24 protein-coding genes are annotated in these 26,492 nt (G+C 62.1%); 10 read left to right on the top strand and 14 right to left on the bottom strand.

The window, feature by feature from the left end:
- Positions 1 to 229: 229 nt before the first annotated feature.
- The gene (locus tag ACSYS9_RS11375) at positions 230 to 1,057 is read right to left on the bottom strand and encodes a hypothetical protein (protein ID WP_180874491.1); all 828 of its coding nucleotides are present in this window, start codon (positions 1,055 to 1,057) and stop codon (positions 230 to 232) included.
- Positions 1,058 to 1,536: 479 nt separating this feature from the next.
- On the opposite strand from ACSYS9_RS11375, the gene ACSYS9_RS11370 reads away from it, so the two are divergent.
- The 4 genes from ACSYS9_RS11370 (at position 1,537) to ACSYS9_RS11355 (ending at position 5,904) form a co-directional block, all read left to right on the top strand.
- Complete coding sequence (locus ACSYS9_RS11370) at positions 1,537 to 1,776, top strand: hypothetical protein (RefSeq protein ID WP_099596089.1); 240 nt, start codon at positions 1,537 to 1,539, stop codon at positions 1,774 to 1,776.
- 533 nt (positions 1,777 to 2,309) lie between these two features.
- A complete protein-coding gene (locus tag ACSYS9_RS11365; protein ID WP_099596091.1) occupies positions 2,310 to 3,053 on the top strand; it encodes a hypothetical protein in 744 nt (247 codons plus the stop codon).
- Entirely contained in the window at positions 3,050 to 4,900 is a 1,851-nt protein-coding gene (locus ACSYS9_RS11360) for a hypothetical protein (RefSeq protein ID WP_099596092.1), read from the top strand. The genes ACSYS9_RS11365 and ACSYS9_RS11360 overlap by 4 nt, the downstream gene beginning before the upstream one ends.
- Positions 4,900 to 5,904, top strand: coding sequence for an ATP-binding protein (locus ACSYS9_RS11355; RefSeq protein ID WP_329762335.1), 1,005 nt, complete (start codon positions 4,900 to 4,902; stop codon positions 5,902 to 5,904). The genes ACSYS9_RS11360 and ACSYS9_RS11355 overlap by 1 nt, the downstream gene beginning before the upstream one ends.
- Positions 5,905 to 7,421: 1,517 nt before the next feature.
- Here ACSYS9_RS11355 and ACSYS9_RS11350 read toward each other — a convergent pair.
- Complete coding sequence (locus ACSYS9_RS11350; RefSeq protein WP_180874493.1) at positions 7,422 to 7,649, bottom strand: hypothetical protein; 228 nt, start codon at positions 7,647 to 7,649, stop codon at positions 7,422 to 7,424.
- A 376-nt stretch (positions 7,650 to 8,025) separates the two neighbouring features.
- On the opposite strand from ACSYS9_RS11350, the gene ACSYS9_RS11345 reads away from it, so the two are divergent.
- Entirely contained in the window at positions 8,026 to 9,039 is a 1,014-nt protein-coding gene (locus ACSYS9_RS11345) for a nucleoid-associated protein (RefSeq protein ID WP_099596095.1), read from the top strand.
- 1 nt (position 9,040) lies between these two features.
- Complete coding sequence (locus ACSYS9_RS11340) at positions 9,041 to 10,225, top strand: hypothetical protein (protein ID WP_099596096.1); 1,185 nt, start codon at positions 9,041 to 9,043, stop codon at positions 10,223 to 10,225.
- 763 nt (positions 10,226 to 10,988) lie between these two features.
- Here the strand turns inward: ACSYS9_RS11340 and ACSYS9_RS11335 are convergent.
- A complete protein-coding gene (locus ACSYS9_RS11335) occupies positions 10,989 to 11,450 on the bottom strand; it encodes a DUF6265 family protein (protein ID WP_071227383.1) in 462 nt (153 codons plus the stop codon).
- Positions 11,451 to 11,470: 20 nt separating this feature from the next.
- Between ACSYS9_RS11335 and ACSYS9_RS11330 the strand changes: the two genes are divergently transcribed.
- Positions 11,471 to 12,388 carry a helix-turn-helix domain-containing protein gene (locus tag ACSYS9_RS11330; protein WP_440569312.1) on the top strand — a complete coding sequence of 306 codons (918 nt, stop codon included), beginning with the start codon at positions 11,471 to 11,473 and terminating at the stop codon, positions 12,386 to 12,388.
- Between the two features lie 20 nt (positions 12,389 to 12,408).
- Here the strand turns inward: ACSYS9_RS11330 and ACSYS9_RS11325 are convergent, their stop codons facing one another.
- On the bottom strand, positions 12,409 to 12,888 hold the full coding sequence (locus ACSYS9_RS11325; protein ID WP_071227385.1) for a GNAT family N-acetyltransferase: 480 nt from the start codon (positions 12,886 to 12,888) through the stop codon (positions 12,409 to 12,411).
- A 200-nt stretch (positions 12,889 to 13,088) separates the two neighbouring features.
- On the opposite strand from ACSYS9_RS11325, the gene ACSYS9_RS11320 reads away from it, so the two are divergent.
- The gene (locus ACSYS9_RS11320) at positions 13,089 to 13,847 is read left to right on the top strand and encodes an SDR family NAD(P)-dependent oxidoreductase (RefSeq protein ID WP_071227386.1); all 759 of its coding nucleotides are present in this window, start codon (positions 13,089 to 13,091) and stop codon (positions 13,845 to 13,847) included.
- A complete protein-coding gene (locus ACSYS9_RS11315; RefSeq protein ID WP_440569309.1) occupies positions 13,798 to 15,189 on the top strand; it encodes an NAD(P)/FAD-dependent oxidoreductase in 1,392 nt (463 codons plus the stop codon). The genes ACSYS9_RS11320 and ACSYS9_RS11315 overlap by 50 nt, the downstream gene beginning before the upstream one ends.
- A 55-nt stretch (positions 15,190 to 15,244) precedes the next feature.
- Here the strand turns inward: ACSYS9_RS11315 and ACSYS9_RS11310 are convergent, their stop codons facing one another.
- From ACSYS9_RS11310 to ACSYS9_RS11295, 4 genes are read right to left on the bottom strand one after another with little or no spacing between them, the layout of a single operon-like run.
- The gene (locus tag ACSYS9_RS11310) at positions 15,245 to 16,627 is read right to left on the bottom strand and encodes an efflux transporter outer membrane subunit (RefSeq protein WP_440569307.1); all 1,383 of its coding nucleotides are present in this window, start codon (positions 16,625 to 16,627) and stop codon (positions 15,245 to 15,247) included.
- 53 nt (positions 16,628 to 16,680) lie between these two features.
- Complete coding sequence (locus ACSYS9_RS11305) at positions 16,681 to 17,580, bottom strand: efflux RND transporter periplasmic adaptor subunit (protein WP_071227389.1); 900 nt, start codon at positions 17,578 to 17,580, stop codon at positions 16,681 to 16,683.
- Complete coding sequence (locus ACSYS9_RS11300) at positions 17,577 to 17,795, bottom strand: DUF1656 domain-containing protein (protein ID WP_049399289.1); 219 nt, start codon at positions 17,793 to 17,795, stop codon at positions 17,577 to 17,579. The genes ACSYS9_RS11305 and ACSYS9_RS11300 overlap by 4 nt, the downstream gene beginning before the upstream one ends.
- Positions 17,792 to 19,642, bottom strand: coding sequence for an FUSC family protein (locus tag ACSYS9_RS11295; RefSeq protein WP_071227390.1), 1,851 nt, complete (start codon positions 19,640 to 19,642; stop codon positions 17,792 to 17,794). Before ACSYS9_RS11295 ends, ACSYS9_RS11300 begins: the two co-directional genes overlap by 4 nt.
- Positions 19,643 to 19,905: 263 nt before the next feature.
- Here ACSYS9_RS11295 and ACSYS9_RS11290 point away from each other — a divergent pair, with 263 nt between their 5' ends.
- The gene (locus ACSYS9_RS11290; RefSeq protein ID WP_049399293.1) at positions 19,906 to 20,835 is read left to right on the top strand and encodes an AraC family transcriptional regulator; all 930 of its coding nucleotides are present in this window, start codon (positions 19,906 to 19,908) and stop codon (positions 20,833 to 20,835) included.
- A gap of 18 nt (positions 20,836 to 20,853) precedes the next feature.
- On the opposite strand, the gene ACSYS9_RS11285 is transcribed toward ACSYS9_RS11290, so the two are convergent.
- From ACSYS9_RS11285 to ACSYS9_RS11260, 6 genes are all read right to left on the bottom strand, one after another.
- Positions 20,854 to 21,651 (bottom strand): SDR family NAD(P)-dependent oxidoreductase, encoded by a 798-nt coding sequence (locus ACSYS9_RS11285; RefSeq protein WP_071227391.1) that lies wholly within the window; start codon positions 21,649 to 21,651, stop codon positions 20,854 to 20,856.
- A gap of 149 nt (positions 21,652 to 21,800) precedes the next feature.
- Entirely contained in the window at positions 21,801 to 22,841 is a 1,041-nt protein-coding gene (locus ACSYS9_RS11280; protein WP_177179479.1) for an AAA family ATPase, read from the bottom strand.
- A gap of 20 nt (positions 22,842 to 22,861) precedes the next feature.
- Positions 22,862 to 23,776, bottom strand: coding sequence for an oxidoreductase (locus tag ACSYS9_RS11275; RefSeq protein WP_440569302.1), 915 nt, complete (start codon positions 23,774 to 23,776; stop codon positions 22,862 to 22,864).
- Between the two features lie 59 nt (positions 23,777 to 23,835).
- Entirely contained in the window at positions 23,836 to 24,261 is a 426-nt protein-coding gene (locus ACSYS9_RS11270) for a VOC family protein (protein WP_071227394.1), read from the bottom strand.
- Between the two features lie 25 nt (positions 24,262 to 24,286).
- The gene (locus ACSYS9_RS11265) at positions 24,287 to 25,390 is read right to left on the bottom strand and encodes an FAD-dependent monooxygenase (protein WP_049399301.1); all 1,104 of its coding nucleotides are present in this window, start codon (positions 25,388 to 25,390) and stop codon (positions 24,287 to 24,289) included.
- Between the two features lie 32 nt (positions 25,391 to 25,422).
- Complete coding sequence (locus ACSYS9_RS11260; RefSeq protein WP_071227395.1) at positions 25,423 to 26,466, bottom strand: NAD(P)-dependent alcohol dehydrogenase; 1,044 nt, start codon at positions 26,464 to 26,466, stop codon at positions 25,423 to 25,425.
- Positions 26,467 to 26,492 lie beyond the last annotated feature (26 nt).

The raw sequence follows: 26,492 nt of genomic DNA, 5'->3' as shown, positions 1-26,492 counted from the left end.
TCGGCGCGCTTGACTGACGATTCCTTCGCAATAAGAGGTTCAGCGCTTCAAGGGAATTCTTCTAGGGCGATCTCTTTGTACTGGCCATAGCTTAAAAGGCTCGGCATGCATTGCAGAACCAGCATGCGCATCTCCCGGCAAGAACACTGACCTCCACCCCGCGGCTAGCGTTGATACCTCTCCCCTCTTGCCGCCACTTCAAGGTAACGAAAGATCCTGGAGGCGCATCTCACGGCTCATCAACCATGGAACGCGGATGCTCAACGTCAACCAGCCTGTCGACAGAACGCATGAACTTCAGAAGCGCTGCGCCCAGAGGCTTGATGCGGGTGTAAGGCGAGCTTCCGATGCTAGAAGTGGGCAGGACTTCCGCCACGCATGCCGCTACCGGACTGATTGGCGCAAACTGCTTGAGAGTTGCAACCTCGCCGTGACAAACATCCTCCGGCACGTCCAGCAGCCCAAGAAACAGGTCGTCAATTGCGTCTTGAGTCGGCAAAGATCCGCCGAGCTCAGTCCCAGCCAGCTGCGCGAATGCTTCTTGCCTTGTCAGATCATTCACGAAAGCAAGATAGTGCGAGTGAAACTGGGCGAAGAATGTATCCACCCCACCTGTGCGAGGAGTCACCGGAAGCATGCACGGATAGTCATCTGCGAAGAGTACCCCCTTCGCCGAATTGCTACTAAACGCGCTGGAATCCGTATTGCCAAGTGGAAACCCAACATCCTTTGGCAAGAGCGATCCCCTACGAAGCCTGACCACTCGCTGCTCCATCAACAGCTGGATTGCCGTGCATGCGTCGGGGCGCAATCCCCAAACAGCACAAAAACGAATAATTGCCCAGCGTAGTGCATCCCGGACATCTACTGCAGTCTCGAGCCTACCGCTGTCTATAGCTAACAGATAGTTACACGCACACAGGCCTATCGCGTCCAAGGAGCCACCTTCGGCCACGTTGAACATGGACTCCAAGGCATCTACCCGACTTGGCGCATAGCTGCTGAGGCCAGGGAGATTGTGATGAGAAGCCACCAGGCGTTCGGTGATGGACGGCATCAGTAGCCCAAGACGCTCCATTAGTGATCGACGTACGCCCCGCAATTGCTCCGCAGTGGGAGCCTCTGTGCTGCAGATCATCCAGATCGGATGCTCGAAGGCCTCCTTTGCAGCCGCGAACGCTGGTTCCCCATGCACCGAGTCAATCAAGTATCCACCAGGACCGCGTAGCTTCCCTGGATGATGCCCCTTGCTGAAGAACCGGTAGAAAGATCGGGGACGACCGTTCGCCGCTTGCGCGTGTATATCGAGCCCAATTCTAGGCAAGAGCAACTGATCAAGATCATCCCAGGTCAGTCGATCGCCATGCAGCCTTCGTACAACGCAGGCCCACACACTATTGCGGACGACCAGCGCCCCGTCTGTTGGAGTCTTGCCACGAGGCATACTTATGGATCTTCTGAAGCGGGACTAAAGAATCCCCTAGAACTGGCTGCAATTGTGCATGATGGAGCCCAACGGTAGCTAGGAGTTGGGTCATGCCTATCCAGAATCCAGAAGCAGCAGTCTCCACCGAACTCAGTCGTGAGCTGCTAGAGCGGCATGGGGAGCTCATGGGCGGCAGCGACCTCCAGCGGAACCTTGGCTTTCCAAACGGCCGCACCTTCGGCCGAGCCGTCCAGCGCGATCTTTTGCCGGTTCGCACCTTTCCGCTGCCAGGTCGGCGGGGGTTGTTCGCCAAAACGCGAGATGTCGCTGAGTGGCTGAACTCGCTGTAATGCCTAAGCACGCGAGCTGAGGCCGAAGCCAAAAGGCCCGCACCACTTCTGATCTGCTGAAACTCACTTGGGCGCACAGTGCGCCCCTGAATGGCTTGACGCCATAACTCCAGCTTCGAAGGAGGCATTTAGCCCCCCCAGCCCATCAAATCTCCGACCCCGGAAATGAAATCGCCCCCGCAGCAACGGGGGCGATAGCCTCTCGCCGGAGCGAGAGGAGGTGAAGCTCTACGATAACGAATGTAGGCTCCCGCAATTCCGACTTCGTGTCAAGCAGCAAAGCTGCTTGAGCGGGCATCTGCGCGCGCCGACTGCCACCGTATGGCAATCGGCACGGCGCCCCATGCCCGAAATCCCCAATGACCCTGCTGGCCATTGCCGCCAGTACCGAGCCTCATTCTCCGAGGCCAACCGGGAAGTCGATCGATGAAGATCCAACACTCAGCTGCCCATGCATTGAGTCATCCCTCAATCGCGATTGCGCAGCGCCACTCCTCGACCATGCGAACTGCAGTCATCCACAAGGAGGCAGCATGAGCAACCGCGCGACCAATCCCGTGAGCCCGTTCCAAGGCGTAGCGTCTGCACGCGCCTCCGACCCGCTCCACAATGGGACGGATCGACCGCTGGCCCCCCGTGAACTCACCGCTGGCCAGATCAAGAGGGGGGACATCTTCACCTTCTTTAGCCCGAAAGAGAACCGTACGGTTACCGTACACGGCCCCCTGCAACTCGCGCTTCGACTGCAATTGGAGTTTGATCCATCAGTGGCGGCCGTGACCGAGAGGCCTCGGTCCATCCCGGTAGGACTTGACAGCATGGAACTCCATTTCTGGTTTCAGAGGCGCGGAGGCCAGGAGATCTATGCAAACGTCATTCCGAATTCGCAGACAGTACCCGGCGTGGATGGCAAGCGTCGTCCTCGCGAGCTGGACCGGCTTCGTTCAGCAGCCAAGGATGCAGGCATCTCTTTGCGGCTAATCACGGAGGACGAGCTCAAGGCGCCCGGTGGCAGGAATGAGCTCTGCTACCAACTGCTCGGGTTCTGCCAGTCAGCCAGGGATCTGGGGAGCAGCCTGGCGTTGCGACAGGAAATCGCCGCGACCATCGAGCGAAGCGGCAGCATCAGTGCAGATGAACTCATCCATGAGCTTAGGCACCACCCTCGAACTCACATTCAGGGGGTCGTGGCTGAGTTGCTTCACGTCGGATTTCTGGCGACCGATGCATTTCCTCGAATGGCGGGGCGATCAAGGATCTGGAGGGCCGACGCATGAGTTCCAAGTTCAATGCCGTCGACCTCGAGTCGATCCGGGCAACTCCAAGGCCCAATGGGATCGTACTTCCAGCTGATCAACAGTCGGAATTTCAAGCCCGTCTGTCCGCACTCACCAGCGTCCTTGATGGGGCAACCTTGGTCGACGCAGCCCTTCGATGGGGCGTGCCGCGAAATACCCTCTCTCGAATGATCCGGACCGCACTGCTCTTCGACGAGAGCGGTCATCGAGTCGGATACCGAGCCTGCATTCCCTATGCGCGATTCAGCGTGTCAGATCGCAACAATTCGGTCGTCCCCGATAGCTCACATCCGTTCGCCATAGATGCTGTCCTGCAAGCGATCCCCGAACTCGGCGATGCAGTCGCAAGATTCAAGGGCGCCTTGCCAACAAGGTCCAAAAGGAGCCCCGCGTTCGACAGGCTGCATTCCCAGTTCGTGAAGGTGCTGACCGGGAAGGGCTTTCAGGCCATGTATCCGCTCAACATCCGCGACAAGGGAAGACGAGCACTGACCTCCTTCATAAAGCGCATTCGAGGCACAAAGAGCGAAAATGAGATGCTCTTGGCTGCGGATGAGCCTACTTCCACCCGAATCGAGAACCTACTCAGCATTCGGCCATTTGATCGAGTCGAGTACGACGAGCATTCCGTCGACATCGACGCATGGCTGGCCATGCCGATGGCGGACGGCTCATTCCGGCTAGAGAAGATTAGTCGGATCTGGCTACTGGCAGTTGTTGATGTCGGGAGTGGCGCCATCCTTGGATGGGAAATGGTGCTTGGCCGGAAGTACGAGCAACACGATGTAGTCAGCCTGTTCGCGAAGATCATGAGCCCCTGGCAACCAAGGGATCTGAGCACGTCGAACTTGAGCTACTCGACTAGTGCGTGGATGCCTTCGATCTACCTAGTGGATGAGGTAGTGATGAGAAGCGCAATGATCGCAATGGACAACGACTCATCCCATCACGCCAAGATGACAGTCCGAAATCTCATTGATCATCACAAGGGAATCCTGCACTTTGGACGATCCGGGATGGGCGAGGGTCGCCCCTACATCGAGGCGCTATTCAAGAAGATTGAGAATGGCCTGCTGCGCCACATCGCCGGCGGCTTTGCTCCCGCAACGCAAGTGAATGAGCGTCAAGTCACTACAAAGCTTGACGGGAAAGACCACCCCATCCTCCTGGAGGTCTTGAAAGACCTCATTGACACTTATGTTACCTCGCACAATGTGACAAGCCGGTCCACTCGCGAACCCAGGTCGCCCAAGCGAATCATTGATGAGCATCTGGCATCTGGGGAGTGGGTGTGGCATGCACCTGGCACCGAAGATGACGTGAGAAACATGACCGTTAGGCGGATGAAGGTGACCATCAGAGGCTCCAGAAGGAGTGGTGTACCTCCCCTCGTCTATCTCGACCACGCTAGGTACAGGTCACCAACACTGTCTGGACAGTGGCACCTGATTGGGCAGTCATTTGACGCAACCTACGAAGACTGGCGAGACATTCGCAAGCTGACCCTCTGGAGAGGCGGCAAGCGTGTACTCACACTTCACACTCTCGCCCCATATGCGAGCGTGGCCCACACGCTGTCGATCAGGAAGCGCGCGGCACGCTGGGCGAAGAGCGACGCGTCACGGGAGCCCGGTAGCTACTGCTTGGCCGACAACATTGAGGCCTATCATGCAGCCGTCCGATCGGCGGCCGCTGGCGTTAGGGACAGCGCCTCGCTCATGGCAGCTGGCGATGTGCCCAAGCCACCTTCCATGACCAACAGTCAGGGGCAAGGCTCTCCACTGATGGGAATCCGCAGGGCCGCGTTCAACACGAGGCTCCGCTGATGAAGGCCCCGGCGAGCCTTGAGAACCACCCAATGCACGCGCGACATCGCCCCAATATCCAGACTCTCCCCTTACTACGAATGGCATCTGGCTTCGCCACGTGCCTGGAGTACGGGCGGCCGAGCCTGAGGATCATTGGCGATGGCCGGTGTGGGAAGTCAACTGCCACGCGAATACTTGAAACCACCACTTCTTGGCGACCTTTTCCTATTGGATTCCTCCGGATGGTCGTCGGAAAACCGACTACCCCTAGCGAAGGCAACTTCTTCCGCGAGGTCATCCTTGGACTGGGCATGAGGGCAACAACCGTAGCCAGCCCACAGGATCTCCTCCTCAGGATCATCCGGGCAATTGAGCAGGAAGCCGCTAGAGCATCGGCCGATGTGGTCGTGATTGCGATCGATACGGCTGAGCAGCTCACGCTCAAGGACTATGCCCACCTTGCAAAGCTTCAGAACCACTTCCTCGGATCATCAGTGCAACCGTTCTTTCTCTTCATCCACCAGAGCAACAGCGTGATTGGAGGCGCAGACGATCTTAGTCAACTGGCGCCGCCACATCTGTATGGCCGATTCTTTGTCGACAGCCATCCTTTTACCGGGCTTCTCTGGGACATCCCGAAGGAGGACGCTGACGTGCAGGACGCATGTGACGTCGCCTTGGCATTTCGTCAGCTTGACCAAGTTATGAGATGGCCGGACGAGGGCGGAAAGACCTACACCGAAGCATTCGCACCCTATGCTTACAGCGTTGGCTGGCGCCTTGAGAAGGAGACCGAAGCGATACGTGAACGAATTGAGAACCTTGCCAATCAAGGCAACTATCCCGTCCCCAAGGATTGGCTCATGGCCTCCTTCAACCAGTTTGTTTACCACCTACTCACCAAGATCGCCGCTGGGCGCAGCGATTTCGAAGGGCTTACTACCCAGCACATCGATGAAGCTCTCCTGCGCAGCGCATACGCCGGCTTCGAAAGCTCAAGAAATAGGGCCGCAGGCAAATGAGGAGCGGCGCTCACCTGGTCGGAGGCAACCTCCGACTTGTTCCATACCAATCGGCTTTTGGCTGCGTCGCGAGGCTATCGCGACTGAACCAGGCCAGGCGGGTCACGGAGTACTCACAACTCCTCGGAATCAAGCCAAACAGAAACATCAACCTGCTCTTGAGCCTGACGACCTCGCAAGTACAACAAGAGGCACTCTCTACAACCCTTGGGATCGAGACTCCGCCCGAGTGGGACTTGGCGGCGTGGTATCCGTTCATGACGGACGACCCGAGACTGCCCTCACATCTCAGGTTGAGGTACTGCCTTCCTTGCATCAGACTCGGGTATCACACCACACTGCATCAGCTGCCCTGGATTTCCACGTGTCCCTGGCATGGCGTTCGCCTGCGCCAGAGTTGCCCACGATGCAATGGATTTCCGGGGACAGTCGCTGGCACGCCCACGAAGTTGCTCACCTGTGCGTGCGGCTTTGACCTTATGAATGAGTCGGCTTCCGCCTTGCAGAGACACCCCCACCCCAATGCCACGGCGTATCTACAGGCCTACCTCAACTGGTGTGCGGAGCAAAGGCGTACAAGTCGGCTGATCGTAACTCCAGGGGTACACGTTGATCCCAGCAGGATTTCCAGCCTTGTGGACCTTCCTCCTGGCCTGGCGCTACGCCAGGCCAGGAGGGTCTGCAACGCTAAAAGGTACAGGCTCACGACACACCCAGATCAACAATCACCACCAGCAGGCGCAGATGCAGCACTACGTGCAAACCATACGGGCCCTGAGGACGACTCAGGCCCAATCCTCCGTTACATTGACCAGAATGCAGCCAGAGGTTCCCGACGAGGTCGATCAGATCAGGCCTTTAGCCCTCAAGGTGAGCGAGTCGCCGGAGCTCGGGATCAACCGGCTCCGGATGGATGGAGCAGCTACGCCGCGACCAGGCCAGGCGGGCGCGATCGAGTGATTCACCCCAACTATTTGAACTTCGTAGATGAGCTCCTGGGCAAATTCAGCCATTCCAGCCCGCAGCGGGCAAGCAACGCGGGATTGGGACTACGAGTGAGACTAGCGGTGCTCGCCCAGGGCTACGCGGACGGCATCCTCCTCTCGGAGCATGAGGGCAACTTGAGCGCGCTTCCGGAGCGTTATAGATCGCCCAGTCCCATTGCGCTTTTGGATACGAGCCATCCACACGAATTGCGCGTGGCGTTCGGATAACGCAACCCTAAGCAAAGGCATCTATCGCCCCACCCTAAACTTCTGACGCACAACTCAGCTGCCGAGATAGAGAAGCCGCCTGTTTCCGCCCGGAAGTGAGCGGCCCCACTCACTCGTAGCATCTGCCAACAACAGCAATCGAATCCAGGCTAGAGCCAAGCACCTTCAGGCCCTGATGCTGATGTACCAGTCAATGCCAGATGGCGCCACCAGGTAGAGACTCTGGCTGGTCTATTATCAGTAGATAGTCAGGAGCGCGATGACGCTGGGGAGTCGACACATGGGGGCTACTCTGCGGAGCTTTCAGCCCTTTAGCGGCCCAGCAGCGGTCTTCTTGGCACTCGCCGGCCTGACGTCGATGGCCTTGCCAATGAGCTTCGCAACCTGGCGACGTTGAGCGAGAGCCGTTGCATACTTCTGAAGCACCGCAATCGCCTTGGGCACTTCATCGTCGCGCTTTTCCACCAGCAGCCTCTGGGCTTCGAGCCGCTTGATTTCCGCATTGATCGACTGGAGGGTGATCAGCACCAAGGGGGAATACTCCATTGAAAGCAAGCAGCGCTTATAGCCGATCGGCGGGTCGAGGCCCAAGCGATCGCCAGCGCCATTGCGCGTTCAGTAGGGGGCCCCCTTCAAAAGGCAAGCGAACGCACCTAAGCCGCCCCATCGAATCGGCCCCGTCCAGCCACGCCTCCACGTTCGCCTAGGGCCGGAAGATGGAGCCTCGTTGACCAGCAATCCATCCTGAGCGCCGGTATCTCGTCTGGTGAGACAGGTGAACACCACAATGCGCCAAAACATTGGCAGAGGAACGGCGAAGCTGTCCATTCCTAGTTGTGTGTAACATATTGCAAACAGATCCTGCGGATGGCCGCACTTCGTTATCAAGGAATGGACGGGGGAATCGATGGAAATTCTGAATGCGGTTGCGCACAGAGTGAACAAGAACAGAGGGATAAAGGGGGCGACCCTTGGCGAGGCCAAGGGTGAACTCGCTCGTACGGACGAGCTCAACTCTTTGATGCTCACCCTCCTCGACAGCTACAACAATCGCAGCTCCAGATTTGCCGGATCATTTGAGGAGGATGAGGACAACTACCGTTTCAGCGTCCATCTCAAGGATCACCTGGATGGAAGGACAACTTTCATCGAGTTCTCGATTCATGCTGGTCGTCGTTTGGTTGTCTCGATGAACGATGTCATCTTTGCCGGCGGTGGCTACATGCTGCTGCTCCGATATACGCATCAGCAGAGAGACATGCTGATGGTCGCGAAGCTAAACCCTCAGTCCGGCGCCATCTTTTCTGACGACCTCGACAAGGTCGTACGGGCGCCATATCTGAACTTGGATCGCCTCCAAGTCGCCGCCAGAATCGATTTGGCGGCTTGGCTTGCTGGCGGAGAACGCTACCTCAGCTTTGTTCTAAAGAAGAACAAGGACGATGGCCCGTCCGACTACTTCCAAGATTTCGTGGGTTGCAAAGTTGATCAAGACTCAAAGGTAGAATCAAGGAAGCTTGTGCTTGTTGTGAAGGATTTCGCAAGCAGCCTTGTCGATGCCGGGGCGATGCCAGCCGGGGACGTGCCCGACCTCCAGCGCCGGGCTTTCGATTACGTTGAGGGCCTGAGGAAAAGTGAATCGCCTCGGCTAGATGACTTCGATGGGTTGGCAAATGCAATCTGGCCCGATGAGCCTGCAGCGTTCGTGCACTTTCTTAATGGTCATGAAAGCGCCCCTTCGGCGGGATTCCTTCCTGACGCCACCTCGATAAAGGCATTGTCAGATATCAACTACAAGAGCAAGGAGCTTTCACTCAAGATGACCTACTCCTTCAAGCAGGAGCACGTCCATCTTGAAGGAACGACGGTGGTTATCAAGCACGCCCCTGAAAAACTGATCCAGGAACTCAACGAGTCCTGACATGCCCGCATTCGATTCGATAGTCGGTCTATGCCGTTTGAGCCGCGCCTGCCAGATCGCGGGCGCAAACTTGATCGTGCGAACAGAGTCATCTGCTGAAGTATCGGCCCTGATCGACGCCATCGAGGCGGGAGGGAGGCGAGTCACAACCATAGTTGAGGGGAAGGAGCGCCCCTTGGGAGTTGCGGGCATTGACCATGGATGTCAGATTGAACTTGTAGTGCACGGCGTTTCAAAGGCTGGCGAGGTGGTCGCACAGAACACTGGCGCGTTGCTTTCTTACAACATGGGACGATTCCAGGTCGAAGCACCAGAAGCTTTCTACTTGATCCAAGAGGACTACGCGCTTGGCGAGGCCCCCATTCCCAGCCTTGTGGCGGCCTACTTACGCTGTATTGAGTTCGCCGAAATTCTCAAGTTGGTGGCCGATGACTTCCGCACAGGCATCGGCGGTCCAGGCACAGCAATCATCCTGACTGGCCGTAAGTTGAGCATCCCGCTCACCTACAGCCAATGGCTCCTAGATGACGTCCCTTCCGAAGAGGACCTGTCGCAATCACGCCACGCGATATTTAACGATCACCTCAAGGTTGGCCGGCTTGACGCGATCAAGCGTGTTCTCGTCAGATTCTTGTTCAATGTGTCCACCGAGCAGCGTTTCGAAGTGCTGCTGAGATCGTGGGGCGAGATCATGCAGGCATTCCTGTCAGACTTTGACATATATGCTTCGGGATTCAATTTCGACAAGGCGCGAGAGGAGTTTGAGCGCAGGAAGCTCGATTTCGTCGTCAAGATGAATGCCACAAGCTCCGACGCGATGACAAAACTCATCGCGATTCCGGTGGGACAAGGGCTTCTGGCAAGCCAGATGAAGACGGACGCAAACTACACCATAGTTAACCATGCCCTCCTTACTGCTTCTGTGGTATTTCTTCTCGTTGCTGCAATGTTGGTTGTCGCTCACGTTCTGACGCTTCGACAGGTTGGTTTTGAACTGAAGGCAGAATCGGAGATGCTGCGCCAGCGAGCACTGTCCACCTACAAGCAGCTGCGCCCAATGATCGAGCAACTGCAAACCCGGCTTCGATTCCACCAGTGGGGTGTTCCCATCGTCATGTCGATCCTATTGCTCGTCACGACCGGCATGACGCTTGTGGCCTACACTGAACTAACAGCCACGACTTGACCCCACTGAACCTCATACGTGCAAGGCTTGAACCTGAGGCGGCGACTAGCCGCTGAGAGAGTCTTTGCTTGGACTCATCGAACCATCGTCGCCAAGTGACCCTGGATTACCGAGGGCGCCCGAGGGCGCCGCTTGCGCGACGCCCTCGGGCTCCAAGCCTGCAGTCATGCCGGCGCGAACCGCGTATCGACGCTGACGCGCATAGGCTTGCGGTCAGTGGTTAACGAAGTGATGCTTTGGTAGCGGCAACTGTTGGGCGCGACTTGAGGCATTCTTGCGCGGATCCTCCGGCGCTGCTGGATCAGGAAGCCTGCTTTCGAAAGACGCCTCCGGATTTCACACGCCTCCTGGATAGGTCGAGGCGGACTGAGTGAGGTCACTTTCTTGGCACAAGGCACAGATGTTGTAACTTGGTGCTTCACGCGCCTAGCTTATGCAACATTCGGCGTCAACGAGCCAGCGCGATGCAGGCTCGATCTCAGCCCTCGCTATCGGTAGCACGTTGGGCAAAGCACTCAAGCACCCGCAGCACTGGAAGCACCCAATTGAACTGCGGTGCCGCATACTGACGCCCCATTGGCAGGGTTCAAGACTGGGAGCCGTGCATTGGCACTGCACCAAATTCATGACCCAGCGTTGTTCAATGCCCACTTCGACAGCGTTGACTCGCGCGCGAATGTAGCGCGGGGCAGCATCGCATCCTTTATTAATCAACGAGATACAGATCCGCAATTCAGCGCGTGCAACAGGCCAGCGTCCCCACTCAATCCCCACAGCGTCGATAGTCAAACGGAATCCGCAGGATCTTGCCATCATCTACCGGACCGGTGATGCTCGCCTTCAGCGCAGTACCATCACGCCGGTACTCGATGCGTTTCGGGAAGTCATTCTGCAGATTCTCGAACACCACCCAGTTCGCGCCGTGCCCGGCAATGACGAACGTGGTTGCCGCCACGCCATTTGGCTGCACATGCAGGCCAGCCGCTTTGCCTGCAGGCACCAGGCGCATGTACTCGAATGACTCCATATCGCCGTGGCTCAGCGTCCGTGACATCCCAAGTAAGGCCCCGCCGGCCTCGGGCAGCCAGACCTCATCAAGCCTGCGCTCCTCGGTACCGCCACACCAATGCCCGGCCAGCCAGTCAAACTCGGCCGGTGCGGCCATAGCCGCGCCACTTCCAAACGCAAGGCCTGCGCCCAACACCGCCACCTTCGACTTCAACATGTCCTGACCTCCTGGATGGGTTGGCTGCAGGCTATCGACGTGGCACCTCGGGCGCTTGTAAAAATGCGCAGGATGGCGTCCGATGCCGCATGGACTACCGCGAGCACCCTGCCCCCGACGACCTGAGCCGTCACGTACAGTGCATCTGGTGGCTGCGCGACGATGCACCCGGGAATGACGTGCAGGTCATCTATCCCGATGGCCGGTGCGAGCTGCTGGCCGAACTGGGCGTGCCGCTGCAGCTGCATGGCGCAGAAGGCCGTATCCGTTCCGATCTACCGTTCTGTTTCGCTGCACAGCAGTGCGGGCCTATCCGGCTGCAAGCCGCTGGTGCGGTGTTCTGCATCGGTGTGCGCCTGCAGCCGGCCGCGAGCGCCTTGATCGCCGGTGCCCGCTTACCCGGCCTTCGTGACCAGGCCCCTGACCTGTACACGCTGGATGCCTCCTTTGCCGAGACCTTCAGTGCCGCCGCACGCGCCAGTGCGGTCATCAACACGCCCGAGCCTCTCTGGCAGGCTCTGCGGGATCGTTGCGCCAGCTTCATCCTGGACGAGCGTGTTGAACAGGCCGTAGCAGATCTGGATGCGATGGAGGGTGACCTGCGCATCGCCGAACTGGCGCGGCGGCTTGGCATGTCCCTGCGCGGCCTGCAATCCCGCTTTCTGGCTGCGGTGGGCATGACTCCGAAGGAGTACGCCCGTGTGTGCCGTCTGCAGGCAATTCTGCACACACTTGATGAGGAAGCCACGAGCATTGCCGCTGCAGCCGCACGCCATGGCTACAGCGACCAGGCCCATGCCACGCGCGACCTTATCCGCTGGACAGGAGTCACGCCCGGCCGACTGGCGAATGCCCTGCGTGGCGATCGTGGCAGCGACGATGCACTGCGATTGGCTGCCGCCTTCGTGCGCGGCACCAGCGGCGGCCGCTTACTGTGAGCCCCCTCCTCCACGTCGCCCTATAGAAAGCGGTGCATCACATACACATCAACCAACCCCAGCGTTCGATGCCGGAACGCCTCCGGTAGCGTCCCGACCACGGCAAAGCCCAGCTTCCGGTACAGCTCAACCGCTGGCGCATTGGAACTGACCACGTAATTGAACTGCATGGCCAGGAAGCCTTCCGATCTGGCTCGATCAAGACTGTGCTCCACCAGCGCCCGGCCAATGCCGCGACCTTGTACCCGAGGATCGACCACATAGGTAGCGCTGGCCACGTGCGCTCCCAGGTCCGGATAGTTGGCACCCATCTTGTACATTCCGGCCACGCGCCCTTCCAGAACGGCCGCAAAGGCCGGCTGCACTCCAAACCAATGACTCCGAAAGGTCCCGGCCTCGAAGGTGCCGGCGAACGGAAGCGCATCTTCCGTCGCAATGGCGGCCTGGAAGATCGCCCACATGGTCTCGATGTCGTCCGCGCTGGCGGGCCGGATTTCCATGCGGTTCCTCGCGGAGTGGCGTGATGGACAAGGCGGACACTAGCAGAATCCAGGCACGAACAATCCCGCAGGTAATGCGGACGCCTGCACATGGGATTGAGAGCTGCCAGAGCGCCCAATGGATGCAGAACCCGGCGCCGGCCAGTGAGCCGTAGCGCATGGGCCTCTCAACCCATGATCCACAGCACAGAGGCGTTCACATGGCACGTTTGAAAGACAAAGTAGCAATCATCACCGGCGCGGGTGCCGGCATGGGGGCAGCCGATGCCCGCCTGTTCGCGCGCGAGGGCGCCCACGTCTTCATCACTGACATCCGTGCCGACGCGGCACAGGCCATTGCGGCGGAGCTCAGTGCTGAAGGCCTGTCGGCCACGGCCCTGCCCCTGGATGTCACCCGCGAAGACCATTGGAACGACGTGGTCGACCAGGTCATCGCAACGCACGGCCGCATCGACGTCCTGGTCAACAATGCGGGGCTTCCCGGCCCTTTTGATACCTGGGACAACGCCACGCTGGAAGGCTTCAACGCCATCATCCAGCTCAACCTCAACAGCCATTTCCTCGGCATGAAGGCGGTCAGTCCGCACATGAAGCGCGCGGGCAAGGGCTCGATCGTGAACATGTCGTCCATCTGTGGACTCGTGGCCATCACCGGCATCCATCCTGGCTATTGCCCGTCCAAGGGCGCCAACCGCCTGCTTGCCAAGGGGGCTGCTGCCGAGTTCGCCAGCTTCAACATCCGCGTCAACTCCGTGCACCCGGGCATCATCGATACGCCACAGAACAAGGACCTGATCGCCAACGATGGCGCCAACCATGGCATGCGCTCACGCATCCCGCTCGGTCGCTTCGGACGTGCAGAGGAAGTTGCCAATGTGGTGCTGTTCCTGGCCAGTGACGAAGCGTCCTATGTCACCGGTGCCGAGATCGTTGTCGATGGCGGCTACGTCATTGTCTGAGCCCATCCGGCGCGGGACGGCCTCGCCCTCGCGCCATCAGGCACACCCCATGTCAGATCAGAAGAGAATCGTCATCGTCGGCGGTGGCATCGGCGGCTTGCTGCTTGCGACCCAGCTCGGCCAACAGCTGGGTCGCAGCGGTGGTGCCGCCGTCACTGTGGTGGACAAGAGCCCCACCCATATCTGGAAACCCATGCTGCACACACTGGCAGCGGGCACGCGCAGCCTGCAGCAGCAACAGGTGGTATTGCTTGCGCATGCCAGCGAGCACGGCTTCACTTACCAGCCGGGGGAAATGCGCGGCCTGGACCGGGAATCGCGGGAAGTCCTTATCGGCGACCTGCGCTCACCCGACGGAGAGTTGCGGGTACCTGCGCATCGAATCCCCTACGACGTGCTCATCCTCGCCATGGGCAGCCATGCAAATGATTTCGGCACACCCGGCGTCCGCGAGCACTGCCACTTCATCGACAGCCTGGCCCAGGCCGAAGTCTTCAACGATGCACTTCGAACCCGGGTGATGCGTGCCATGGCCCAGGACGAGCGCCTGCGTGTGGCCATCGTCGGGGGCGGTGCCACCGGTGTGGAGCTGGCTGCGGAACTGAGTCGGTTGCTGGAACTCGCTTCCAGCTATGCAGACCCTACCCTGCGTGATCGCCTGGATCTGACCCTGCTTGAGGGAGGCCCGCGCATCCTGCAGGCATTTACCCCAGCGATCTCATCGTCGGCCACACACCAGTTGCGCCACATCGGTTTCCAGGTCCTGACCGGGGCATCCGTGATCGCCGCCGAGGCCGAAGGCTTCCGTCAGGCCGATGGCAACCTGGTTCCAGCCGACCTCATGGTCTGGGCGGCTGGGGTGAAAGGCATCACGTTTGCAGAGGGACTGGATGGACTGGAGCTCAATCACGCAAATCAGGTACGGGTGCGCCCCAACCTGCAATCCACAACGGACGACACGGTCTTCGTGCTCGGGGATGCCGCAAGCCTGACCTTGGCTGGTGCCACACGCGCCCTGCCACCCACGGCGCAGGTGGCCACCCAGCAAGCACAGCATCTGGCCCGTCACCTTCCGGCCTGGCTGGAGGGCCGGCCGCTGCCCGAATTCGTGTTCCGTGACTTCGGTGCACTCGTTTCGATCAGCGACTACAACGCCTTTGGCACGCTGGGAGACTTCGGATTCTTCCGTGGCGCGTCGATCAAGGGGCGATTCGCACATCTCAGCCATGCGCTGCTCTATCGCCGCCACCAGCATGCGCTGCACGGCTTCCGCAAGGCGACCCTGCTGTGGATGGCCGAACGCTTGAACGGCTGCGTTCAACCGCGCGTTCGTCTTGCCTGAGGAGAAGACGGTGCATCGGGGCCAGCCATGGCCCCGATTGCATTGCGGCCCTTCCTTACGACTCCCACCCTCCTCCCAGCGCCAGGAACAGGGCGATGCGGCTTCGAGCGACCGTCGCATCGGAGGTGGCGACGGCCTGCTCGGCGGCCGCAAGGCTACGCGCCACATCCAGCGCTTCCAATGCCGATACTGTTCCTGCCTTCAGCATCTGCTGCTGTTGCGCATGCGCCCGTCGGGCCGCCTCGCGCACATCCACCAGTACGGCGTTCTCTTCCAATGCCTTGGCATAGGCTGCCGCGGCAGTCTCTGTTTCCGACAACGCCTTGAGAACCGTACCGTCGAAGGCGGCCAGTTCAGCCCGTGACGCCGCGTCGGCAGCGTCTATCCTCGCCCGTGCCACGGAGCGGTTCGGAAAGCTCCATGACACCAGCGGGCCTACCGAATAGCGCAGTGCGGAATCGTCGAACAGATGGTCCAGTCGACGCGATGTGGCACCCGCACTCAAGCCAAGATGCACACTGGGATACAGGCCCGCCGTCTCCACACCAATCCGTGCCGTGGCCGCTGCCAGTCGACGCTCGGCCGCACGTACGTCCGGGCGTCGTCGGATCAGGTCGGCGCCCTCGCCCGCTGGCACCACACCGGCCATGGTCGGAATCGAGGTGCAGTGCTGGTACTGCGCATCCAGTTGCGAGGGTGCCTGTCCCAGCAACAGCGCCAGTCGTGACAGTGCGGATTGCTGGCCGGCCTGTAGTGGCGGCATCTGCGCCTGCAGCTGCCCAAGCAAGCCCCTGGCCCGGGTCACATTGATGGCTGGCTGCTGCCCGGCCTTCCATGCACGCTCGATCAATGCCAGCTCCGAGGCCTGCAGCTGGATGGAACGTGCCACCACCTGCTGGCTCGCGCCGGCGGCGCAACTGTCGGTGTACACACGCACCACGTCGCTGACAATACCGATGGTGGCCAGGTCCCGCGCCGCAGCGACGGCCTCGGTCTGCGCGTCCTGCGCCTCGAGGAGCCGCTTTACCCGCCCGGCCAGATCAAGATCGTAGTCGATGCTGATGCCAGCATCGAAACTGGCATGCACGCCTGCGCTGGGTCCAATTCCGAGGCTGGAAGCCTGGCCGGCACCTGCCCCGGCACTGACAGCAGTACCCACACCCGCTGCGGCGCGGACCTCCCGCGCCTGAGCCCGGGCCTGCTCCAGCCGCGCCTGTGCGATCCGCAGATCGGTGTTGGCGGCAAGGGCGTGCTGCACAAGGGCATCGAGCGCGGGGTCGTCGTACAGCCGCCACCATCGTTCTGGTAACGGAGCATTGCTGACGGCCGCCGACGCTCCCTGTACGGGTTCGATCGATGCAAACCCAAGGCCTGCAGCCGGCGGTCTCGGAGGCCGGTAGTCCGGTCCTGCGGTACGGCACGCGCTGATGGCCAGCACGATGCACACCGGCAGTACCCACCGGGCGACATGCCCACAGGGAACGGCGCGCATCATGGGGCCCTCCCCTGCGAATCATCTTCGATCAGGGTCACCGTGGCGGTACGCCCCGCGATCATCGCCATCCCTTCAGGGATTTCATCCAGTTCGACCCGCACTGGAATGCGTTGGGCCAGCCGGATCCAGGTGAACGTCGGATTGACGTTCGCCAGCAGGGTGCCATTTGCAGTCACACGCTCACGGTCATCGATGCCCGGTGCCAGGCCGACCACGTGGCCACGCAGCGTGGCGGCCTCACCCATCACATGAACCTGGACCGGTGCACCTGGATGGATGCGTGGCAATTTGGTTTCCTCGAAGTAGCCTGCGACGTGATAGCTCTCGCTGTCGACGATGCTCACCAACGGCTGGCCTGCGCTGGCGTAGGTGCCGGGGCGCAACGAGAAATTGCTGATGTTGCCGTTCACCGGCGAACGCACGGTAGCGCTTTCAAGATTCAAACGCGCCAGGTCCCGCTCAGCGATGGCCTGGCGATGACTGGCCGCCGCCTCTTCAGCCTGCGTGCGGCGGGCAGCGATGTCCTGGTCGGATGCTACGCCGACCAATCCTCCGTAGCGCGACGCCTCACGGCGCGCAGAGCGGGATCGCTCCGCAGCCAGTGCCACCGCGGCGTCCGCCCGTTCCAGGGCATTGGCCAGGCGGTCACGGTCCAGCACGAACAGGACCTGCCCACGCTGCACCTGCTGGTTGTCTCTCACATGTACTTCAGAGACGCGGCCGGAGACCTCGGTGGCCAATGCCACCACGTCAGCGCGGATCTTGCCGTCGCGGGTCTGTGGCGCACTGATGTAGTAGCTGTAGATGTGCCAGGCCACGAACGCAGCAATGGCACTGAACATGAGGGTAAGGGCCTGCCGGGCAACGGCAAGCAGCAGGGGTTGCAGATTCTTCATGACGATGTGCGCCAGACAAGCGGAAAGAGAACCAAGAGCGCGCCGACGAGCATCACCAGCAGCGACAGGTCGAACAGAGGGCGATTGCCGAGCAGCCGATAGGCGCCAATCCGATCCAGCACGCGCGACAACGCAATGCGCAGCACGAATCCGATCAGCAGGCACGGCAGCAACGGCGAGACAAACAGTCCAGCCAGGTCGAGCTCTCCGATCATGCTGCCTCTCCGTTCTGCGCCGGCACCGGCTCCAGGGCCAGGCGCAGGTGAACCAGTGCATCGGTCAGTGCGTCGCCTTCCGGGCTGCCCAGCAGGATGTCGCGTCGCAGCACCCGGTCGAGGTGATCGCCCAGCATTCCGGGCGACGCTGCGCCCGCCAGTTCACGGTGGAGTCGACGCATCAGCGCATCCAGCAAGTCGCGTTCGATCCCTGCCACATGGTGGGTGGCACGTTGCAGGTGCACCAGGCTGTGGCCCAGGCGAAGCTGCCGAAACAGGTGCGCTGCCGCCACCGCATTCGCACCTGTGGCACGGGCGCCAAGCTGCCCGATGCGATCGAGATCGCGCTCAAGGAAGGCGTCCTCCACGTCGCGACCCGCGGTCCGGCCCAGCGTCGCCAGGTCCTGCCGCCCGTCCTCCTGCAATCGCTTCGAGGCCGCTTCGGCGCCCATGCGCTTGACCAGCAGCAGGCAGAAGAAGCCGATGAAGATGCCGATCAGGGTTCCCGCGGCCATGTCCAGGAAGGTGCCGAAGTCCTGGGGCTGGTAGTGACTGGCCAGACCTGCATTACTGAGTGTCAGCGCCAGCAGCAGGATCGCCAGCGGCTCCTCGATGCTCCACACCGCCAATGGCAGGATCACCAGTGCACAGGCAAGTGCGAATCCAGAGAAGCTCTGGGCCATGGGTAGAAGCAGGTATCCCAGTACCACCGACAACGCGACCGACAACGCGGCGAAGCGACCGAACTTCATCGCGGCGAGGTTGGCACCATCGAAGATGCCGAAGAAGGCCAGCGTCACGGTACCCATGATCAGCATGTTCGGCCCCTGTGCCCAGCCGGTGGCCCACCACAGCAGGCAGATCAGCGCATACGCGAGGGCGCAGCCACCGCCGATGCGGAGTGCGTGATGATGATCCGGCGCGAGCGGCAGTGGCTGGCTCGTGGCCAGGCTGCGCTCCAGATGCGGCGGCAGCGGGTCACCCTTCTCCAGGGCATCATCCAGCACCTGGATATCGGTCCATGCCTGCTGTGCACGGGCCAGGTCGCGCTGGCGTGTTGCCACGATGCGCGCGCGCCAGGCCGGGTCATGCAGGCGCGAGCTGCCCGCGGTAGTCGCTTCCAACGCTCCGATCAAGGGCACAAGACGCGCCAGCCGCCGCTGCAGCGCAAACAGCAGCCGGTGCTGGCGATTGCTTACCGTGCTGTCGAAACGCAGCTGCTCGGCCACCAGCGAGAGCGCCGAAAGGTCGGCTACGGCCTTGAGCCGATGCTGCGCAGCCACGTCCGTAGCCACGTTGCCAGCGACCGCGTCGTCCAGCCACTGCCTGACGTCTGGTAGCCAGCGGCGCAGTCGGGTTCTCACCGAAGGGCCCAATGCGGTTGGCGCCAGGCCGTCCACCAGGGTGATCGCGGCGATGCCGATGCAGATCTCGGTGACGCGCAGCAGCGCGATGTCGAACAGGCGCCCCGGGTGTTCCACGTTGCCCACGGCGATCAGGCACAACGTGACGGCAAACAACTGCAGCGCATATGCCCGTGGGGTGCGGTTGGCCGCCGCCACGGTGAAGCCCAGCGTGGCAACCACACCACTAGCCAGCACCACTGGGAAGGAAAGAATGCCGAACAGGCCGCCGATGGCCAGCGCAGTCACGCCGGCACCGAGGGTGCCCAGTAGACGGTACAGCGCTTTGGAGCGGACATTGGCCGAGATTGGATTGGCCAACGCGACGCAGGTCACGCTGGCCCAGTAATTCTGCTCCAGCCCGAGGTGCACGGAGGCGACGAACGCCAACATGCAGGCCACATAGAGCTTCAATGCGAACAACAGGGTGGCCGCCGCATTCATGCCGGCCACCGCGATTCTGGAAGTGGGTTCACGAGGAAGGGCCCGGAAGGCGCAGGGCGGCAAGCACCATGCCGCCGAGGTGGAAAGATGGACCGGGACGCAGGCCGGCGACCGGCACGTCCAGCCGGAAATTCTAGGAACGGAACACGGGCTGTACCATTCGCCACCGTTCGTGGTTGATGTGCATTCGTCCGCCCGCTTCGCGCCGGAGACGGGGTTGGCGCGGTACGCTATGTGCGGCCCTTCTGTTGCCGTTCTGGTGCATGGATCCTCTGTCTGAAGTACTAACCCTGCTCCGCCCCACCCATACGCGTACCGCAGCGCTGGATGTGGCGGGCCCATGGTCACTGCGTTTTCCCAACCGGCAGGGCATCAAGTTCTGTGCCGTCGAGCGCGGGGAATGCTGGATCTCCGCAGATGGCGGCCAACAGCCGCAGCACCTGCAGGAAGGTGACTGCTTCCTGCTCAGCAAAGCCGGCTCGTATGTCCTGTGCAGCGACCCTCAACTCGCCCCTGTTGATGCCGCCTCGGTGCTCGACCTCGAAGCCACTGGCCGCAGGACGCTGCACGGAGGCGGCGACCACCTGATCGTCAGCGGCAGCTTCCGCTTCGCCGATACCGATGCGGTGCGCGTCCTCGACCCCTTGCCCGGTATCGTGCAGGTGTCACATGGCGACAGCGAGGCCATCCTGCTGCGCCGTGCGCTGGCCCGCCTTGCCGAAGAACTGGTACAGCCACGCCCGGGGGCTGCGCTGGTGGTCGAGCACCTTGCCCATCTGATGCTGGTGGAGATGCTCCGCCTGTTCCTGTCCTCCGAGCACCCTGCCCTGCCGCCCGGCTGGATGCAGGCCATGACCGACCCGCGTATCGCCGACAGCATCCGCGCCATGCACGGCGAGCCGGCCCGTACCTGGCGGCTGGACGATCTTGCCAGCATCGCGGCCATGTCACGCACGGTCTACGCCGGCCGCTTCAAGCAGCTGATGGGTGTTTCGCCCATCGAGTACCTGACCAACTGGCGCATGCTGTTGGCCGCCTCCCGCTTGCGCAGCACCCAGCAGACGCTGGCACGCATCGCGGCAGACGTGGGCTACAGCTCCGAGTTCTCCTTCATCGCGGCCTTTACCCGGGTGATGGACGTCGCACCTGGCCGCTATCGCCGCCAGGTCCGCACCAGTATCGATGCGGACTGACGGCGGCAGCCAGGCGCATCAGAATGGCGTGTCAGCCACGCCACCATCCGCACGCAGCGCGGCGCCGGTAGTGCCGGATGCGAGGCTTGAGCAGGTGTAGGCCACCAGGTTGGCCACTTCCTGCGCAGTCTGGAAGCGCTCGGTGATCGACGAAGGCCGCATGGCCTTCACCAGCGCCGCGCCCTGCTCCTCGATGCTCTTGCCGGTCCGGCGGATCTCATCCTGCAACATCGCCTCCACACCTTCGCTCAGGGTCGGCCCCGGCAGCACCGCGTTGACGGTCACGCCAGTACCGGCCATGCGCTTGGCCATGCCACGCGAGAGACCCAGCAGTGCGGTCTTGGTGGTTGCGTAGTGCAACATGTCGGGAGGCGTGCTGATGCCGCACTCCGAGCCGATGAAGACCACCCTGCCCCAGGCCTTGCCTGCCATGGCCGGCAGGTACGAACGCGCAAGGCGCATGCCAGCCATGATGTTCACCGCCCAGTAGGTGTCCCACGTGTCATCGGCAATCTCGAAGAAGTCTGCGGTTTCGAAGACAGCGGCATTGTTGACCAGGATGTCGCACGCCGGCACCTGTGCCAGCAGCACGTTGCAACCCGCCGCGCTGGCCAGGTCCGCAACCACGCCCTGCACCGGTGCTGCTTCGCCGTGCTCGGCCTTCAGCCGCGCAACAGACTGGTCCACCTGGTCGCTCCTGCGGCCATTCACCACCACCGTAGCGCCCTCCGCCAGCAACGTGCTGGCGATGGCATAGCCAATGCCCTGGGTCGCACCGGTAACCACGGCGACCTTGTTCTGGATACCAAGTTGCATCTCACATTCACCTTGTTGAGGCGCACATCGTGCGCGGGTTGAAACAGCTGCGGCTGGCGTTGGATTCCATGCCATGGCCGCAAGCGTCGTGTTCAGGTCATTAAGCGCCGCGAGCAACGCTCAGGCCATGCGTGTCTGACCGCGATCACTCAGCCAGCGTCCGCAGGTGACCCGCTGCGCGAGCGCGCGTTCAGCCATGCCATCACCGTGGCGTTGGATTTGTGGGTGGCCCCCAGGTACAGGGCCGTGTTGGCCAGTGCGACCGCGCCCAGTTCGTCGCCGAATCGCTCCAGTACCTTCCAGGCCTCCAAGGCCCTGGTCTGCGCTCTCGGGTCGGACAGGCCGATGTCCTCGATGGCCATCTTGCTCAGGTTGCGTGCCAGGTACCGTGGATCACAGCCTCCATCCAGCATCCGGCAGATCCAGTACAGGGCCGCGTCGGGATTCGTGCTGCGCACCGACTTGAACGCCGCGGATATCTGGTCGTAGAACAATTCACCCTGCTTGTCGAAGCGGCGCACCTGGCGGGGCAGCGCGTCATCGAGCAACGAATGTGGGATCCGACCATCCGCGGGCGCCAGATCCGCCAGGATCTCCAGAGCATTCAGCGCCCTGCGCAGATCTCCATCAGCGCGAACGGCGATGGCGCCCAGAACGTCGTCGTCGATCTTCAGATCGCAGTGGGCCAGTCCCTGCATCCCCTCCACCAGCGCACGACGCAGTTGTCCGATGATGTGGATCGGCTGCAGCGGCTGCAGTACATGAACGTCGCAGCGCTGAAGCAGTGACGGTCGCAACTGGAACGACGGATTCTCGGTGGTGGCAGCAAGCAAGCGGGCGTCATTGCCCTGCAGATGACGTACCAGCACATCCTGCGTGGCGCGGTCCAGACGATGAACCTCGTCGACGAACAGCAGGTGGCCGCGCCCTGCCTGGTGGCTGGCCACGGCCAGCGCCCGGCTCAATTCGGAGGGCGTCATCACCGCTGCCGGCAGCGATGTGTGGCGATGCCCCGATGCTCCCAGTAACAGTTGCGCGATACTGGTCTTGCCACACCCCGGCGGCCCCCACAGGATGATCGAGCGTGGCAGGCCTGCTTCCAGTGCCCGCTGCAGCGGCTGTCCATCCGCCAGCAGATGGGACTGCCCGACAACGCCGGCAAGCGATACCGGGCGCAGCCGTTCGGCCAAGGGAGCGCGTGCCTCCGACATCACTCCGCGCCTGACGTCACGCCAGCGAAAGCATTGATGCCGGTCAGCTCGGCCGACAGCCGCCACAGGCGTTCTGCCTGCGCGGCGTCGACCGCATACGGGCGAACACCCCCTTCGCTCGGGACGGGAAGGTCTTCCTCCCATGCGACGTCGCAGTCCTCGCAGTACACCCCACCGATGCCATCCAGCAGCGACGATGTGGCCGCCCACACCGTGGTCGCCGCACCTTGAGCGGACGTCTTGAAGCTGGGGTCGATCAACCGGCCCTCTGCATCAAGCCAGCCCAATGCCTGCATTTCTTCCAGTGCCATGTGGCGCTGCAGCGCCGTGTGGATCTTGCCCGGATGGACCGAGTAGGAACGCACGCCAGCGGTGCGACCGAGCACATCCAGGTGCAGCGCGAACAGCGCGATGGCGGTCTTGGACTGCCCATAGGCCAGCCACTTGTCGTACCCCGTTTCGAACTGCAGGTCCGTCCAGCGCATGGGCGAATAGTGATGTCCCATCGAGGACAGCGAAACGATGCGGGCACCTCGCGCAATGGCCGGCCACAGCAGATTGACCAATGCAAAATGACCCAAGTGGTTGGTGCCGAACTGCGATTCCCAACCGTTGCCCACGCGCGATTCATCGTTGGCCATGACCGCGGCATTGCAGATCACGATATCCGCCCTGCGTCCGCTGGCGACGAAGCGCTCGGCACAGGCACGCACGCTGGCCTGGTCCGCCAGATCAAGCATGTCCACCTCCACCCCGGGAACATCGGCCAGCGTGGCCCGGGCCGCCGTCGGGTTGCGCGCAAGTACCAGCACGTCTGCGCCGGCGCTGGCCAGGGCCCGGGTGGCTTCCAGGCCGAGGCCACCGTGGCCGCCAGTGATGATGGCCAGCTTGCCGCGCAGATCGATACCCCGCACCACATCGGCTGCGGAACTCGTCCGGTCGAAGCCGGAGTTCAGGGGGCGCTGAGGGCTCATCACGACGACGCCCCCGCAGTGTCAAGCGTGGGAGCGGAATCGGCCAGCGTATGGAACGCGCACAGCTTGTTGCCGTCAGGGTCACGCAGATAGGCCAGATACAGCGAGCCCGCCGGAGTCTCGCGCACACCGGGCGGTTCCTCGCACGAGGTTCCACCGTTGGCCAGCGCCGCAGCATGGAAGGCATCCACCTGTGCCGGGCTGGCCATGAACAGGCCGATCGTGCCGCCATTGGCCGCCGAGGCAGCTTCGCCGTTCAGCGGCGTGGCCAGCACCAGCAGGCTACCTGCGTGCTGGTAGAGGATGCGCTCGGAATTGAAGTTGAGGCTGAGTGCCGGGCGGGCGCCCAGTACTCCCATTACGGCGTCGTAGAAGCGACGGGACCGCACAAGATCGTTGCTGCCAAGGGTTACGTGACTGAACATGTTTCTGTCTCGGTTCGGAATGAAGTCAGGCCCAGCGCTGGCGCGCCGCACCCGGCGAAGTGGCGTCGCGGAAGGAGCGCCCGAAGACCTGGCCCTGCAGCACCTGCTCGCGCATGTGGGGCAGGCGCCGTTGCTGGTAGAGCGCCAGGGCGTCCACCACGTCGGGTTCCAGGCGTAACGCCCGTGACACGTGCAGGGCATCGAGCATGGACTCAGCGAATCCCGCGCCGGTCATCGGCGATTGCGCATGCGCAGCGTCCCCCACCAGGGCCAGGCGCCCGCGCGCGACCTGCGTGGGGACGTACTCGGAGATGGGCATCGGCAGCGCGCCCGCCTGCCGGATCGCCCGCGAAAGTGCCTTGCCCCACGGTGCAGGCCACTGCACCCGCGCACGATTGGCCAACGCAATGCGGGCGTCTGCGGGCACTGCGTCCGCCCTCGGCGTGAACCGCACCCGGTCCTCGCAGACCGCACCGAGGGCCTGCAACAGCCGGGTGCTGCGCGCTTCGAACCACGCCCAACCCACGCGTCGCGGGGTGGCGTGTGCAGCCTCCAGCAACGGGTAGATGGCCAGCACATCGTGGCCGGCCGAATGGAACTCGACACCGCTCAGCGCACGCGCGTTCCGGGGTGGCACGTCCAGTTGCCCCAGCCACGCCAGATAGCCTGCGTAGGAGGCCTCGGGCTGCTCCGGGGCGACGCACCGTCGAACCACGCTCCGATGGCCATCGGCCCCGATCAGCAGGTCGGCCGTCCACTCCCGCCCTTCTGCGCTACGCGCCCATGCCGCGTCAACACGCTCACCAACGGTGGCCACCGCCTCGCCGTCCACCAGCGTGATGCCGGGCTCGACGCTGGCCGCCTGGCGGAGCGCACTGTAGACGTCCCACCACGCATGCGGCAGCACGGCCTGTTCGATGGCATCACCGCCCAATGCATCCACCACCTGCTGGCTCGCCGGTACAGTGAATGCCATCCGCAAGGCAGTGCCGCCGGCGCGGATGGCCACACCAGCACGCCCGCGCGCCGGTGCTCGCTCGAGCACGGTGGAGGCCACGCCGACGTTGGCCAGTGCCAGGGCCGCTGACAATCCTGCCAGCGAACCACCAATGATCAATGCCGTGCGCATGCTGTGCTCCTCGTCCGCTCTACCGCAGGCCTTCAGGCCAACGTGGACATGTCGATGACGAAGCGATAACGCACGTCGGCCCGCTCAAGCCGATCAAAGGCCTCGTTGATCTGGTCCATGCGGATCAGCTCGCAGTCCGGCAGGATCTGTTGTCGCGCGCAGAAATCCAGCATTTCCTGGGTCTCGCGGATTCCGCCGATCATCGAGCCTGCTACGCGGCGGCGGCCCATGATCATGGGCACGGTGAACGGCTCCTGCAGATCGCCCAGTTGCCCGACGACCACCAGCGTGCCGTCGATATCCAGCAGCGGAATGTACGGGTTGATGTCGTGCTTGGTCGGTACGGTATCGACGATCAGGTCGAAGCTGGAAGCCGCAGCCGCCAATGCCTGCGCATCGTCGGTCGGCAGGAGTGCCTCTGCACCCAGAGCAAGCGCGTCGGCCTGCTTGGCGCGCGAGCGGCTGATGACGGTGACGTGTGCGCCCAGTCCGATCGCCAGCTTGACCGCCATGTGGCCCAGCCCGCCCAGGCCAACCACGGCCACCCGGCTGCCCGGACCAACGTTCCAGGTGCGCAGCGGCGAATACGTGGTGATGCCGGCACACAGCAGCGGTGCGGCCCGAGACAGGTCCAATCCTTCGGGCACGCGCAGCACGAAAGCCTCCTTCACCACAATGTGCCGCGCATAGCCCCCCAGGGTCGGCTGGCCGGTGACGCGGTCCAGGCCGTTGTAGGTCTCGGTCAGCACCTCGCGGCACATGTGCTCTTCGCCCTTGTGGCACTGGTCGCAGTGCTCGCAGCTGTCGACGAAGGTGCCGACAGCCACCGCATCACCTGCCTTGAAGCGATGCGCGGACGCGCCGGTGGCCACCACACGACCGATGATCTCGTGGCCAGGCACGACCGGGTAGATCGCCCTGCCCCAGTCGTTGCGGACCATATGCAGGTCCGAATGGCAGACGCCGCTGTAGAGGATTTCGATAGCGACATCGTCGTCACGCAGTTCACGACGTTCGATGGTGTGCGGCACCATTGGCGTAGTTGCCGACAGCGCAGCGTAGGCCTGGGTTTTCATCTGCAGATCCTTGAGTAATTCAACGA

The sequence above is a fragment of the Stenotrophomonas sp. STK17_22 genome, assembly GCF_051983905.1.
Lineage (GTDB): Bacteria > Pseudomonadota > Gammaproteobacteria > Xanthomonadales > Xanthomonadaceae > Stenotrophomonas > Stenotrophomonas maltophilia_A.
This window is presented reverse-complemented; position numbering and strand designations above follow the sequence as displayed.